The organism is Pseudosporangium ferrugineum (assembly GCF_003002065.1).
GTDB classification, from domain to species: Bacteria; Actinomycetota; Actinomycetes; order Mycobacteriales; family Micromonosporaceae; genus Actinoplanes; species Actinoplanes ferrugineus_A.
The window spans coordinates 211,576-224,657 of the sequence record NZ_PVZG01000010.1; the positions used below are offsets into that span (position 1 = coordinate 211,576).

At 74.7% G+C, this 13,082-nt stretch carries 13 protein-coding genes; 8 read left to right on the forward strand and 5 right to left on the reverse strand.

From position 1 onward, the window contains the following. Positions 1-8: 8 nt before the first annotated feature. The gene (locus tag CLV70_RS22025) at positions 9-431 is read left to right on the forward strand and encodes a hypothetical protein (RefSeq protein ID WP_106128453.1); all 423 of its coding nucleotides are present in this window, start codon (positions 9-11) and stop codon (positions 429-431) included. On the opposite strand, the gene CLV70_RS22030 is transcribed toward CLV70_RS22025, so the two are convergent. Then, complete coding sequence (locus CLV70_RS22030) at positions 419-1,591, reverse strand: ROK family protein (protein WP_106128455.1); 1,173 nt, start codon at positions 1,589-1,591, stop codon at positions 419-421. The genes CLV70_RS22025 and CLV70_RS22030 overlap by 13 nt on opposite strands. Before the next feature lie 47 nt (positions 1,592-1,638). Between CLV70_RS22030 and CLV70_RS22035 the strand changes: the two genes are divergently transcribed. The 5 genes from CLV70_RS22035 to CLV70_RS22055 are packed head-to-tail and all read left to right on the forward strand — an operon-like array spanning position 1,639 to position 5,582. Then, on the forward strand, positions 1,639-2,244 hold the full coding sequence (locus CLV70_RS22035) for an HAD-IA family hydrolase (protein ID WP_106128457.1): 606 nt from the start codon (positions 1,639-1,641) through the stop codon (positions 2,242-2,244). After that, positions 2,241-3,320 (forward strand): hypothetical protein, encoded by a 1,080-nt coding sequence (locus tag CLV70_RS22040; protein WP_106128459.1) that lies wholly within the window; start codon positions 2,241-2,243, stop codon positions 3,318-3,320. Before CLV70_RS22035 ends, CLV70_RS22040 begins: the two co-directional genes overlap by 4 nt. 26 nt (positions 3,321-3,346) lie before the next feature. Further along, positions 3,347-3,805, forward strand: coding sequence for a MarR family winged helix-turn-helix transcriptional regulator (locus CLV70_RS22045; RefSeq protein WP_106128462.1), 459 nt, complete (start codon positions 3,347-3,349; stop codon positions 3,803-3,805). A 9-nt stretch (positions 3,806-3,814) separates the two neighbouring features. Continuing rightward, positions 3,815-4,786, forward strand: a complete 972-nt coding sequence (locus CLV70_RS22050) for a pirin family protein (RefSeq protein WP_106128464.1) — start codon at positions 3,815-3,817, stop codon at positions 4,784-4,786. Between the two features lie 58 nt (positions 4,787-4,844). Then, positions 4,845-5,582 (forward strand): DUF4241 domain-containing protein, encoded by a 738-nt coding sequence (locus CLV70_RS22055; RefSeq protein ID WP_106128466.1) that lies wholly within the window; start codon positions 4,845-4,847, stop codon positions 5,580-5,582. A 244-nt stretch (positions 5,583-5,826) separates the two neighbouring features. Here CLV70_RS22055 and CLV70_RS39185 read toward each other — a convergent pair whose 3' ends face one another. Further along, positions 5,827-7,659, reverse strand: coding sequence for a hypothetical protein (locus CLV70_RS39185; protein ID WP_146164119.1), 1,833 nt, complete (start codon positions 7,657-7,659; stop codon positions 5,827-5,829). 133 nt (positions 7,660-7,792) lie between these two features. After that, positions 7,793-7,921, reverse strand: coding sequence for a hypothetical protein (locus tag CLV70_RS41775; RefSeq protein WP_281260482.1), 129 nt, complete (start codon positions 7,919-7,921; stop codon positions 7,793-7,795). 96 nt (positions 7,922-8,017) lie between these two features. On the opposite strand from CLV70_RS41775, the gene CLV70_RS22065 reads away from it, so the two are divergent. Next, the gene (locus CLV70_RS22065) at positions 8,018-9,595 is read left to right on the forward strand and encodes a phospholipase D family protein (RefSeq protein ID WP_106128468.1); all 1,578 of its coding nucleotides are present in this window, start codon (positions 8,018-8,020) and stop codon (positions 9,593-9,595) included. A 69-nt stretch (positions 9,596-9,664) separates the two neighbouring features. Continuing rightward, positions 9,665-10,492 (forward strand): sensor domain-containing protein, encoded by an 828-nt coding sequence (locus tag CLV70_RS22070; protein ID WP_106128469.1) that lies wholly within the window; start codon positions 9,665-9,667, stop codon positions 10,490-10,492. A gap of 54 nt (positions 10,493-10,546) precedes the next feature. Here CLV70_RS22070 and CLV70_RS22075 read toward each other — a convergent pair whose 3' ends face one another. Together CLV70_RS22075 and CLV70_RS22085 are read right to left on the reverse strand one after the other, a co-directional pair. Continuing rightward, on the reverse strand, positions 10,547-11,644 hold the full coding sequence (locus tag CLV70_RS22075) for a protein-L-isoaspartate O-methyltransferase family protein (protein WP_106128470.1): 1,098 nt from the start codon (positions 11,642-11,644) through the stop codon (positions 10,547-10,549). Between the two features lie 231 nt (positions 11,645-11,875). After that, entirely contained in the window at positions 11,876-13,054 is a 1,179-nt protein-coding gene (locus CLV70_RS22085; protein ID WP_106128471.1) for a phosphotransferase family protein, read from the reverse strand. Positions 13,055-13,082 lie beyond the last annotated feature (28 nt).

The following is a 13,082-nucleotide window of genomic DNA, read 5'->3' on the forward strand; positions in this document are numbered from 1 at the left end:
AGGGCGCCATGACGTACCGGGTCGATTACAACGGCGAGGACGCCGAGCTTGCCACGCTGGATGCTGCTCTCGACACCGCCAAGGAGGCGATCGCGGCGGATGTGGGGCCGGTGAGCGGCTGGGCCGTCGAGCACGACGAGACGATCAACGACTGGTTCGTGCAGGGTGTGCTCGACGGCAAGGCGGTGGGGGCGACCGCCGTGGTCTCCGGCCCCGAGCCGACGACGGCCGCCCAGACCTACCCGCGGCCCGCGCCGGCGGCCGGTGAGTCCGCCGTACGCTGCATGACCTTCACCGGGGCGACCCCCGCCGAGGCGCTCGACATGGCCGCCTCCTGGCTCGCCGGGCGGCCCGAGGTCGTCGAGGTCGACGACCTCGGCTGGCACCCCCGGCGTACGGGGTACGTGATGCGGGTCTACTACCGCTCCTGAGCCGCCCACTCCGCCAGGGCCGCCTCGCTGGTGACGTGGTCCAGGCCGAGCACCGCCGCGCCCTGCAACGGTCCGTCCTCGCCGTGGGCCGCGTCGACGACCTCGGGCGGGCGTACCCGGTGGAAGGCCATGAGCGCGTCCCGGTAGGCCTCGTCGAACGCCGCGGGCGCGGCCCGGCGCAGCGGTGCCGCCGCGCCGCCGAGCGTCACCAGCGCCGGGTCGTGCGCGTTGACCAGGGCACCGACGCCACCGCCCAGCGCCGAGGCCACCGTGGCGACGGCGGCGCGCATCGCCGGGTCCGGGGACCGCAGCACCGCCCGTGCGAAGGCGATCGGGTCGGCCGGCTCGGTCACCCCCAGGTGCCGGGCGAGCGCCCGGCCGTCGACCTCCAGGTCCCAGCAGCCGCGGGCTCCGCAGGGGCAGATCAACCGCTTGTCACCGTACGGCTGGTGCCCGTACTCACCCGCGGCACCGTGCGAGCCGGTCACGGGCCGTCCGCCGGCGGTGACCGTGCCGCCGATGCCGACGCCGGTCATCAGGTGCAGCGCCGTGGACGCTCCCACCGCCGCCCCGGTGCGCGCCTCCGCCACCCCGGCGAGGGTGGCATCGTTGCCGAGCAGCAGCGCCGGGCCGCCCGCGAGGTCGCCGAGGTCGGCGTCGCGCCAGCCGAGGGTCGCGGACTGGACCAGGCGGCCGTCGTACACCGTGCCCGCGACCGCCACCGACACCGCGCGCAGCCGTGGCCCGTACGCCTCCCGGACCGCCGTGACACGCTCGCGGACCGCCGCCAGGACCGCCGCCGCGGCCCGCGAGGCGTGCCGGGTGATCGTCACGTCGTGCAGGGCACCGTCGATCGTGACCAGGGCGGAGCGCCAGTCGTGCGTACGGACGTCGAGCGCGAGCAGCACCGGACCGGCCGGGTGCGGTCCCAGCAGGGTCGTCGGCCGGCCCCGCCCGGTCCGCGGCGCGGGCGTCTCGACGAGCAGGCTCGAGGCGCGCAGCCGCCCGGTCACCTCGGCGGCCAGCCCGCTGGCGAGCTGGAGTTCGCTGGTCAGCGCCGCGCGGGTGGCACCGGGGTGCTGCCGGATCCAGGCCAGCACCCGGCTCGCGGTGTGCCAGCGCGCCTCCTCGGCCCGCAGCCGCCCGGGGGTTGCCGTCACAGGGGTTCACCACCTTATCCTCGGAGCACGAGAATATTGGAGGAAGCGTGGACCTGACCAGCATCGAGGCCGTGCTCTTCGACATGGACGGCACCCTCGTCGACTCCGACGCCGCCGTCGAACGCGCCTGGCGGACGTGGGCCGCCGAGTACGGCGCCGACCCGGCGGCCGTGCTGGCCGTCGCGCACGGCGCCCCCGCCGGACGCACCGTCCACCTCGTCCGCCCCGACCTCGGCGAGGCCGCCGTGACCGCCGCCGCGGCCCGCCAGCTCGAATTGCAGTACGACGACCTCTCCGACGTCGTGGCCACCCCCGGCGCGAAGGAGCTGCTGGCCGGGCTGCGGCTGCCGTGGGCCGTGGTGACCAGCGCCGACGTACGGCTCGCGAAGGCGCGGCTCGGCGCGGCCGGCATCGACGTACCCGTGCTGGTCACCGTCGAGGACATCCACGCCGGCAAGCCCGACCCGGAGGGCTATCTGCGCGGCGCCGAGCTCCTCGGCGTACCGGCCGGGCGGTGCCTGGTGGTCGAGGACGCCGAGGTGGGCGTGACCGCGGGCCGCGCGGCCGGCGCCGTCGTCGCGGCCCTCAAGGGCCTGGCCGCCGATCTCTCGATCCGGGACCTCGCCGAACTGGCCGTCCTGCTGCGGCGATGACCGTGGCGACCCGGTCGCGGGTCCTGCGGGCGGGCATCGCCCAGGCCACCCCCGGGTACGCGATCACCGGCCTCGGCGCCTGCATCGTGCTGCTCGCCCGCGACCTGGCCGTGGCACCGCAACGCCTCGCCTGGCTGCCCGCCACGTTCGGGGCCGGCCTGCTGGTCGTCGCGGCCACGGGCCCGGTGCTGCTGCGCGGCGGGCCGGGGCGCGCCCTGGTCGGCGGCTCGCTGGTGCTGGCCACCGGCGTCACGGTCCTCGCGCTCGCGCCGGCCCTGCCCCTGGCGGTGCTCGGCGCCCTGCTGCTGGGCGTCGGAGGGGCCGCGTTCGTCCTGGTCACCCCCGCGCTGCTGGCGGGGCCGGAGGCGGCCGTCCAGCTCTCCCGGGTGGTCGGCGTCTCGAGCGCGGCGGCCGTCCTCGCCCCGGGGGCCATCGGCGCGCTGGACGCCTCCGGGGTCGTGGGCGGGCGGCTCGCGCTGCTGGTCGCCGTACCCCCGCTGCTCTTCCTTGCCTGGAATGCCCGGGAGCCGGAACCGCCGCCACCACCGCTCCCCGCCGCCAGGCCGGCGGCCGGCCCGGTGGCCCGGCGCTGGATCGTCGTGGTCCTCGCCGTGTCGGTCGAGTTCTGCTTCACCATCTGGGCGGTGGCGCGGCTCGCCGACTCGGGGCTGACCCCGTCGCGGGCGGCGGTCTTCGGCACCGCGTTCCCCATCGGCATGGCCGTCGGCCGCCTCGCCGCCCCCCGCGGTCCTCGGCCGCATCCCGGTGGTGCCGATCGGCGCGGCGGTCACGGCCGCGGGCGCCGTCGTCGTGGCCGCCGCCGGCCACCCGGCCGTCGTGATCGCGGGCCTGCTGGTGGCGGGGGCCGGCATCGCCACGCTCTACCCGGTGACACTCGCCGCCCTGACCGGCACTCCGGGCCTCAGCGGCGCTCACGCCGCGTCGCTGGGAGCACTGGCCTCGGGTACGGCGATCCTGGCGGCCCCGGCGGCGCTGGCCCGGGTGGCGGACGTTACCGGCCTGCGCCCCGCGTTCCTGATCACAGTGCCGCTCCTGGCCCTTTTGCTGGTATTTAAGATTTGAAGGAGTTAGTCTCTCTGTCATGGCCGAACCCCTCGACTCCGCGCAGCAGGCGTGCTGGCGTGCCTACATCGAGAGCAGCTGGGCGCTGCAGACCCGCCTCGAGGACGAGCTGCGGGCGCAGACCGGGCTGAGCATGGCCGACTACCACGTGCTCGTGGTGCTCTCCGAGGCGCCCGGGCACCGGCTGCGGATGGGTGAGCTGGCCGGCTTCATGGTCTTCTCGCCGAGCCGGGTCACGTATCAGATCACCTCCATGGTCAAGCGCGGCCTGGTCCGCAAGCAGAGCTGCCCCGCGGACGGCCGCGGCCAGGAGGCCGTCCTCACCGCCGAGGGCCTGGCGGCGCTGGTCGCCGCCGCCCCGCTGCACCTGGCCACCGTCCGCGACAGCTTCATCGACGACCTCGAGGACGCCGAGCTCGCCGTTCTCGCCCGCGTCTTCACCCGGCTCGGCGCCCGCCTGCGCCCCGCCACCTCTTGAGGGAGAGCCATGCCCGCGATCACCGTCGACGACGTCCTGGTTCTGCCGCGCCTGCCGCGGCTCGACCCGGCCACCACCACCTACCGCCCCGTGCGGCGGCTCACCACCGCCCCGAGCGGCTACGAGGGCGAGGGCTTTCCCGTACGGCGGGCCTTCGCCGGCGTACCGATGAACGAGCTGGACCCGTTCATCCACCTCGACCAGATGGGCGAGGTCGACTACGCCCCCGGCGAGCCGAAGGGCACGCCGTGGCACCCGCACCGAGGCTTCGAGACCGTGACCTACATGATCGACGGCACCATGGACCACCAGGACTCCCACGGTGGCGGCGGCACGATCACCAACGGCGACACCCAGTGGATGACGGCCGGCGGTGGCATCCTGCACATCGAGGCGCCCCCGGAGCAGCTCGTCATGAGCGGCGGCCTCTTCCACGGCCTCCAGCTCTGGGTCAACCTCCCCCGCGCCGCCAAGATGATCGCCCCGAAGTACCAGGACCTCCGCGGCCGCGAGGCGGCCCTGCTCACCACCCCGGACGGCGGCGGCCTCATCCGCGTCATCGCCGGCACGATCGCCGGCCACGCCGGCCCCGGCTCCACCCACACCCCGATCAACCTCGCCCACGTGACCCTCCAGCCCGGCGCCCGGCTCGAGCTCCCCTGGCAGCCCGGCTACAACGCCCTCGTGTACGTCCTGGCGGGCCGCGGCACGGTCGGCGCGGAGCAGCGTCCGATCCACCTCGGCCAGCTCGCCGCCCACGCCATGGGCGACGCCCTCCGCGTGGACGCGGACCCGGCGCAGGACTCGAACATCCCGGCGATGGAACTCTTCATCATGGGCGGCCGGCCGATCCGCGAGCCGGTGGCCCACTACGGGCCGTTCGTGATGAACACCCGGGAGGAACTCATGCAGGCCTTCGAGGACTTCCAGAAGGGCCGGCTCGGCGTGATCCCCGCGGAACGCATCCCCCACACCGGCTGACGCCCTGTCACCCTCACGGGGAACGGTTTTGTCGGTGGTCGCCGATACCCTGTCCGGCATGGCTGTGGACATCGGCGAAATGCTGGATCGGCTGCTGACCGAGGGCGCGCACCGCTTCGACGACGCCCACGACTGCCGCATGACCATGATCCCGCTCGGCGAGGTGACCGTGCCGACGGGCCGCATCGTGGCCTGCGACCCCTTGATCCACCCGGGTGAGACACCACCGTTCACCGTGACGGCGCCACCGGGCCGCTACCCGCTGCGCGCCTGGGTGGCGGTGGTGCACCCGGCGGGAAGCATGCTCGCCGCGGACCCACCCGCCACCGCACCCGGCCCGGCCACCACCCGGCCCGGCGGCAACGACGCCGGGGGCGCCGGGCGGCTCGCCGGGCTCCCGATCGAGGCGGACCGGCGCACGGCCGCCCTGCAGCTGGTCGTCCGCGACGAACCCGTGGCCACCTGGGAGCCCGCGGTGCCGGCCGGACCGGGTCCGTCCATCCTCGACGAGGACGGCTTCGCCACCTACCCCGCGGATTCCGGCACCGGCGCCCTGGCCGACGAACGGGCCCTGGCCGGCCTCCGCACCTGGAGCTACGCCCGCGTCGAGCAGACCTACCTCCCCGAACCCGGCCCGCCCGCCCTCAGCGCCCTCGACGCGGTGACCGACCCGGCCACCGGCGCCAACGTGGTAGCGGTGGCCACCGGCGACGGAGACGGCGGCTACGCGACCTTCATCGGCCGCACGGCCAGCGGAAAGGTCGCCACCTTCGTCACCGACTTCCGCGTGATCTGACGCCCGCCCCGGGCACACTCCGGGCGGCCCCGCGCGAGAGCGCCGCCGCACTTTGCCCGCCGGCGCGTTCGACGAGGCCACCGCACCACCGGTCCCGGGTGATCACCCCACGACGCCCCCGGACCCCGCGCATGACCAGCCCGCCGCACCACCGACCCTCACGCGTGACCAGCCCGCCGCGCCGGCGCACCGGCAGTCTTCATCGGTCGGGCGGCCGGGCCGCCGCGCCGCTCAGGGTGCGGGGTCAGTTCGGGAAGGCGTTGGGGTCCACGTCGCTGGTGGAGGCGTTGCCGCCGATCATCGGGGTCAGGGTGATGGTCCAGATCGACGACGAGAACGACGTGGTCGTGAACTTGAACGTGTCGTCGAACTTGCTGAAGTGGCAGTTGCGGGTGAAGCCCTTCTTGCCCGCGTTCCAGTCCTGGCCCGACGCCGTGTAGATGCGGTACGTGCCGTCGCGGATGCCCTTGGCCGTGTAGGTGCCGCCCTTGCGGACATACACGGTGAAGACGGGCTTGGGTTTTTTGCCCTTGTTCGGCACCAGCGAGATCAGGGTGTCCGAGGCGCCGTTCTTGATCTTCAGGTGGCCGAGGCCGCCGGTGCTCGATCGTTTGACGAACGTGCCGGTCTTGAGGCGGCGGTTCTGCTGCTTGGGCTCGGCCGGGAGGAACGAGCCGAACCGGTAGGCCGGGTCGGCCGCCACGAGCTTCTTGGCGTCCTCGCGCAGGCCGTCGGCCCAGCCGGACTGCAGGACCGCCGCGTACGGGGACGCCGCCGGGCATTCCTGCTTAGTGCCCGCGGTCTCCTCGACCATGTCGCCGAGGTTCTCGAGCCCCTGGGTCAGCCGGAAGTGCACGGACTCGGCGCCGGACGGCGGCTTCGTCGACCGCAGCTTCCCGGCCTCGGCGCGGATGGCGTTCGCCGCGGTCGGGGCCGCCCTGGCGAACGCCGCGTTGTCGCCGGTGTTGAGCCTGGCGAACGGCGCCTTGATCGCGGTGTCGGAGGCGGCCAGCACCTGCGCGTACTGCTCGGGCGTGACGGGGCCGGCGGTGGTCGGCGTCGTGGCCACGATCCCGTTGCGCTTCTTGGCCTGCGGGGTGTCGTCGTCCCCACCGGAGAAGAGCCGGACCACACCGCAACAACCGAGCCCGACCAGGAGTACGCCCACAAGCCCGCCGGCGATCAGCTGGTTGCGCCGGCGGGTGGGCGGCGCCGCCGGAGGACCCGCGAACGCCGGGCCCTGGCCTGGCGGATACCCGCCGGGCTGGAAGGCCCCCGGCGGATAAGCACCCGCCGGGTAGGCGCCAGGCGGGTAGGCGCCGGGCTGCTCAGCCCCGGGTGGGTATGCACCGGGCTGACCGGCGCCAGGCGGGTACGAGCCGGGCGGGTACGAGCCGGGCGGATACGCGCCGGGCTGGCCGGCGCCCGGCGGGTAGGCACCGCCCGGGAACGAGCCGGGCGGATAGCCACCGGGCGTGGACCCGTCGGGCGACTGCGGATAGCCGGCTGCGGGCGTGATGCCGGGCGGATAGCCCGCCGCGGGCGGCGGGAACGCTCCCGGCGGATAGCCGCCGGGAACAGGGTGGGCGCCCGGCGCGGGAAAATCGGAAGCCGGTGCACCGGAAACCGGAGGCGGCCCCCAGGCCGGCGGACCCGAAGCGGGCGGCACCGACGAAGGCGGACCCGATGCGGGCGGCCCGGAAGCAGGCGGCGCGGACGAGGGCGGCCCGGACGAGGGCGGCGCGGAAGACGGAGGCGGCGCGGTGGGGAGCACGGCCGTCGGGTCGGCGGCGGGCGCTGCCGGGGAGCTCGGCAGGACGGCCGTCGGATCGGCGGCCGGCGGGTCCGGGACCGGGAAGGGCGGCGGGGGCGTGAAGGCCGACGGCACCCGGATGGTCACCGCGACGGTGCCGCCCGGGGTCTCGACCCACAGCACCGCGCCGTCGGCCGTGCCCGGGGGCACCTCCACCGTCACGGGGCCGTGGGTCGCCGTGAAGACCACCTTCGTGGCGCCCGCGGCGGCCTCGGAAGGTGGGATTTCGATCGATGCGCTGCTGAAAGCCGGCTCCCCCGTCATGCCGACGAGTATGTATGAGCCTCGCGGTCGAGCGCTGCCCGCTTTCCGTCTCGAATTGTCACCGGCTGATGGGACGTACGTCACGGTCCGGGGCGTGGCCGCATCTGAGAAGCGGCGAACCGGGCAAAGGGCTTCAGGACATCATCAGCATCGCGCCCACGCCCAGGAGGACCATGAGCAACATGGCGATCAGCAGACCTCGTTCGGAGGAGGCGGCGGCGTCGGCGGATACGGCGGTCGTGGTCATAGGCTCGCTGCTCATGAGGGGTCCTTCGCGGGGGCGGGCTACGGGCTCAGGGTGCGGGCGGGCGTCAAGGGGCCTACCGTGAGGGCGTCGTCGACCTCGGAGGGGCTGCCCGTGTCACCGGACGACTGGTTCCTGACCGCCGACGAGCGCGGCAACCCGGACTCACAGATACCCACCTGGACGGCGGGAAACACCGCCGAGCCGCTCTTTCACGGCGGAACATATTTCGATCGGCTGGTGACCGAGGTGGAAGCGCTCGGTGACGGCGACCATCTGTTCTTCACCGACTGGCGGGGCGACCCCGACGAGCGGATGCGCGACGACGGCCCGACCATCGCCGAGCTGTTCGCCGCGGCGGCCAAGCGGGGTGTCGTGGTCAAGGGCCTGCTGTGGCGCTCGCACCTCGACAAGCTGGCGTACAGCGAGGAGGAGAACCGGAACCTCGGCGAGGACATCCGGGCCGCCGGCGGCGAAGTGCTGCTCGACCAGCGCGTACGCCGCGGCGGGTCGCACCACCAGAAGCTCGTCGTGCTGCGGCATCCGGGGGCGCCGGAGAAGGACATCGCGTTCGCGGGCGGGATCGACCTGTGTCACAGCCGGCGGGACGACGCCGATCATCGGGGCGACCCGCAAGCGCTGGCCATGGCTCAGGCGTACGGTAGGAATCCGCCCTGGCACGATGTGCAGCTGGCCCTGCGGGGGCCGGTGGTGGGTGCGCTCGACCTCACGTTCCGTGAACGCTGGAACGACCCGGCGCCGCTGGATCAGCACGGTCCCGTGAGCACGGTGACCGACAAGCTGCGGCACGCCGACCTGCGCGCCGACCGGCTTCCGCCGCAGCCGCCCGACCCGCCGGAGTGTGGCTCGCACGACATTCAGGTGCTGCGGACCTATCCTGCGATGCGTCCCGCGTACGGATTCGCGAAGCTGGGTGAGCAGAGCATCGCGCGAGGTTACACAAAGGCCATCAAGAGGGCACGCCGCCTCATTTACCTCGAGGATCAGTATCTCTGGTCCAAGGAGGTGGCGCAGTTGTTCGCCGACGCGCTCAACGACAACCCGGGGCTGCACCTGATCGCGGTCGTGCCCCGGCATCCGGACGTGGACGGGCGGTTCGCGCTGCCCCCCAACCAGGTCGGGCGCGCGGAGGCGATCGCGTTGTGCCGCAAGGCCGCACCCGACCGGGTCCACGTCTTCGACGTCGAGAACCACGAGGGCGATCCCGTGTACGTGCATGCGAAGGTCTGCGTCGTCGACGACGTGTGGGCCAGCACGGGCAGCGACAACTTCAACCGTCGTTCGTGGACCCACGACAGCGAGCTGTCCTGCGCGGTGCTGGACCGCACGCGCGACGAGCGCACGCCGGTGGATCCGGCCGGGCTGGGTGACGGCGCCCGCGTCTACGCGCGCGACCTGCGGCTGGCGCTGCTGCGCGAGCACCTCGATCGCGACGACGACGAAGGTCTTCTCGACCCCGACGACACCGTACGCGCGGTGAGCGAATCCGCCGACGCGCTCCGGGACTGGCACCGTGGCGGCGAGCAGGGCCCCCGGCCGCCGGGCCGCCTGGTGCCGCACGAGACCGAGCGGCTCCCGTGGCATCAACGGCTCTGGGCGGTCCCGGCGTATCGCCTGGTCTACGACCCGGACGGCCGGCCGTGGCGGGCCCGCCGCGCCGGCACATGGTAGTGCTGGGTATACCCGAAGACTATCCGTAGACGGCTGGGACGGGGCTCCACCGCGACCTAGCGTGGCGAGGTGTCCACGAATGATGCCCCGCTGCAAGCCCTCCTGCACCGCCGGTACCTGCTGTCGGCCGGTCCCTGGCGGGCGTTCGTCTACGCGCTGACCACCCTGCCCGTGATGGCGCCCGTCGGTGCCGCGATGGGCCTGCTGGTCCTGCCGTGGGTCGCCGCGCTGTCCTGGCTGACCGAGGGCACCGCGCCGCACCGCACCGTGCTGTTCCTCATGGTGCTGTCGCTGGCACTGTTCGCCGGCGTCGGCCCGTTGTTCGCCATCCCCCTCGGCGTGGTGGAACGCGCCCGGCTCGCTCTGCTGGACCCGCGTCCGCTGCCGTCACCGCATCCGCCGCTCGTCGCCGGCCCGCCGGCCTGGGCGCGGGCCCGCTACGCCGAGACCGCCACCTGGCGCGAGCTCTGCTATGCGGCCTTCCTGGGCCTGATCGTCCCCACCGTCTACTTCGGATACGGCCTGGCGGTGCTGCTCGACGTCGCGTTCGTGCTGAGCCCGCTCTTCGCGAGCACCGGCACGGTCGGCTGGACGTTCGGGGCGTTCACGGTGCATTCCTCCGGGGAGGCGCTGCCGTTCGCGATCCTCGGCGTGCTGCTGGCACCCGTCCTCTGGTATCTGCTGGGACTGATCGCGGCGGGCCAGGCCGCCACCGCCCGGGCCCTGCTCGGCGCCCGCGCCGACGGCGCCGCGCCGCTACCCGTCCCGCCGGCCGGCGACCCGGTGGGTCCGGGCTTCGTGACCGGACCGGGTCCGGCGGCCGACGCGTTCGACCGGGATCGGCGGCGCATCGCAGGCGACCCCACCCTGGTACGGGTCGAGTTCCCATGGCGATGACCTCCCGTCCGCGGTGGCATCGCTGCTCCGGTCCCCTGCGCCTGGCGTCGGCCGCTACCGGTCGAGTTCCCAGGTCGCCGGGCACCAGATCGGGGCGTCCGGGTCGCCGGTGCGCTCCAGCGCGATGCGCCACGCCTGCATCCGGGGGCGGGCCGCCGCGTCCCAGCGGTCCAGCACCTCGGCGGCCTCCGCGGCGTAGCGCAGGGCGTGGCCGCCGCCGGCCAGGATCGCGCCGTCGGACAGGATCGCGGCGCCGCCCGTACCGGTCTCGTCGAGGAGCGTGAGGGTGCTGCCGTCGCGACCCCGGATCGCGGCGTGGGTGGCGCGGGTGCTCCAGACGCCGGCCGCGTAGGAGAGGTCGCGGTAGGCGTACGGGTCCAGCGGTTGCGCCCAGCGGGCGGGGGTGGCCTCCTCGAAGGCGCTGAGGGCGTCCGGTGGCACGGGGTGCGGATGGGAGCGGGCGTGCGCGGCGGTCAGCGGGCCGGCCGCGGTCATGAAGCCCGACGGGCAGACGACCTTCGCGGCCACGGGACCGTCGGCGGTGCCGCGCACGGCCAGCACGGGATGGGTGCCGGCGTGTTCCACGGGCGCGATGATCGGGCCCGGTCCCACCTGGGCGAGCCAGTGCGGCGACACGCCCGCCACCCCGACCGTCACGATCACCCGGTCGAAACGCTCCCCGGGGACGCCCCGGTAGCCGTCGGCCGCTATGACGCGTACGCCCTCGACCCGGGCCCGGGCCAGCGCCGCGCGGGCCCGCTCGGCGACGTCGGCCTGCACGTCGACGCTGGTGACCCGGGCGCCGAGCGCGCTGAGCAGGGCGGCGTTGTATCCGGTGCCGGCGCCGATCTCCAGCACCCGGTCGCCGGGGCGGACGTCCAGCGCCGCCAGCATGATGGCCATCAGCGACGGCTGGCTGGACGAGCTGACCGGCAACCCGCCGTCGACCTTGGTGACCAGCACGTCGTCGCGGTAGACCGTGTCGAGGAAGCCGCGGCTGCCCGCCTCCACCCAGGTGCCGTCCCGGCGCTGGAACCCGCCGGCCACGAAGGCCTCACGGGGAACGGCGGCGAAGGCGGCGGCGAGCGCGGGCGACAACGGCGCGCCGTTGTGCCGGAGCTGGTCGACGAAGCGGCGCCGCAGATCGGTCACCGCTCCACCGTAGGTCGTCCCGGCCCACCCCGCCGCCCACGTCCACCGACCGTGCCACCCACCGGACCGGCCGGTCCACCGCCCGACCCGCCGACCGGGGCACCGCCGGCGCGCCGGGAGCGGGCCGGCCCACCGGGACAGGGCCGGCCGGGACAGGGCCCGCCGGGAGAGGGCCCGCCGGGAGAGGGCCGGCCGGGAGAGGGCCGGCCGGGAGAGGGCCGGCCGTAGGGCTCAGCCGAGCTGGGCGGCGGTCGTGACGGCGGCGTGGAGGCGTTCCGGGACGTCCTGCTCGTGGTAGGGCCGCTCCGAGTCCTCGATGTGGTCGAGGAACTCCTGGTAGAGCGCCGCCGAGCGGAGGGCCGCCACCGGGCGCATCAGCGCCGCCGCCGTCTCCGGGTCGCTGTCCGGGGCGTTCTCCCGCCAGCGGCCGGCCCACTCCGCGATCAGCGCCGCGGCGTCCGGCTCCGGGAGGTCCGCGGTCAGGCGCAGGATGTCCAGCGCGGGATGGGACACGATCGCGTCGCCCCAGTCGACGATCACCCGCCGGCCGGACGCCTCCCGTACGTTGCCCGGGTGCAGGTCGCCGTGCACGAGCGTGTCGGGCATCCCGCACGCGTCGATGGCGGCGAGCCGGGCGGGCAGCTCGTCCATCAGCTCCGCCAGGCCGTCCACAGTGTCCAGCCACGGCTCGGCGACCCGGGCGAACCGGTCGAAGCTCAGCCGCCGGTCGGGCACCCCCGCGGCGAGGAGCTCGCCGGTCCGGGTCGCGAAGTGGGCCTGCACCGGATGGAGATCGGCGGCCACCCGCGTACAGAAGGCTGCTCCGGCGCCGTAACGGTCCTCGCCCGGGACGTGGGCCAGCAGGGTCCGGCCGGCGTCCCCGGCCGCCAGCACGGCCGGCACCAGGCCGGGCGCCGCGGCGGCGACCAGGCGCAGGACGGTGGCCTCGTGGGCGAGGAGGACCGGCACCTGCTTCAGCCAGGCGACCGGCTCGCCGCCGCCGTCCTCGAGGCGCCAGATCGCCGACAGGTTCCAGGTGCGCTGCTGGACGGCCACCAGGTCGCCGCGGCCCAGCGCCGCCGCGGCCCAGCTCAGCGACGCGGCCGGGCCGCCCGGCACGGCCCACGGCGCCCGCAGCGGCGCCGGATCACGGTTGTCGTCCCACGGCTTCAGCGCCACCTCCACCGGCTCGCGGACCTGCGCCAGGTAGGTGACCTCTCCCCCGGGCGGCGCGGCGTTCGCCGCCGACAGAAGACGCAACACCGTGACGCGTACGCCGTAACGGGCGCGCGCCTCCGCGACCACCTCGGAGACCTCCTGCCACCACGGCAGTTCCACGTCGAAGGGTGGCAGCGCGCCGAGCGTCTCCCCGGCGGCGTCCACGAGTACGAGAGTCACGGTCCGGCCCACGCGAGAGACCGTAACGCCCTGCCGCACG

Excerpts from the sequence above, each read along its gene's own strand:
- CLV70_RS22025 (WP_106128453.1), top strand. The coding sequence starts at position 9 with ATGACGTACCGGGTCGATTACAACGGCGAGGACGCCGAGCTTGCCACG.
- CLV70_RS22040 (WP_106128459.1), top strand. The coding sequence starts at position 2,241 with ATGACCGTGGCGACCCGGTCGCGGGTCCTGCGGGCGGGCATCGCCCAG.
- CLV70_RS22045 (WP_106128462.1), top strand. The coding sequence starts at position 3,347 with ATGGCCGAACCCCTCGACTCCGCGCAGCAGGCGTGCTGGCGTGCCTAC.
- CLV70_RS22050 (WP_106128464.1), top strand. The coding sequence starts at position 3,815 with ATGCCCGCGATCACCGTCGACGACGTCCTGGTTCTGCCGCGCCTGCCG.
- CLV70_RS22055 (WP_106128466.1), top strand. The coding sequence starts at position 4,845 with ATGGCTGTGGACATCGGCGAAATGCTGGATCGGCTGCTGACCGAGGGC.
- CLV70_RS39185 (WP_146164119.1), bottom strand. The coding sequence starts at position 7,659 with ATGACGGGGGAGCCGGCTTTCAGCAGCGCATCGATCGAAATCCCACCT.
- CLV70_RS41775 (WP_281260482.1), bottom strand. The coding sequence starts at position 7,921 with ATGAGCAGCGAGCCTATGACCACGACCGCCGTATCCGCCGACGCCGCC.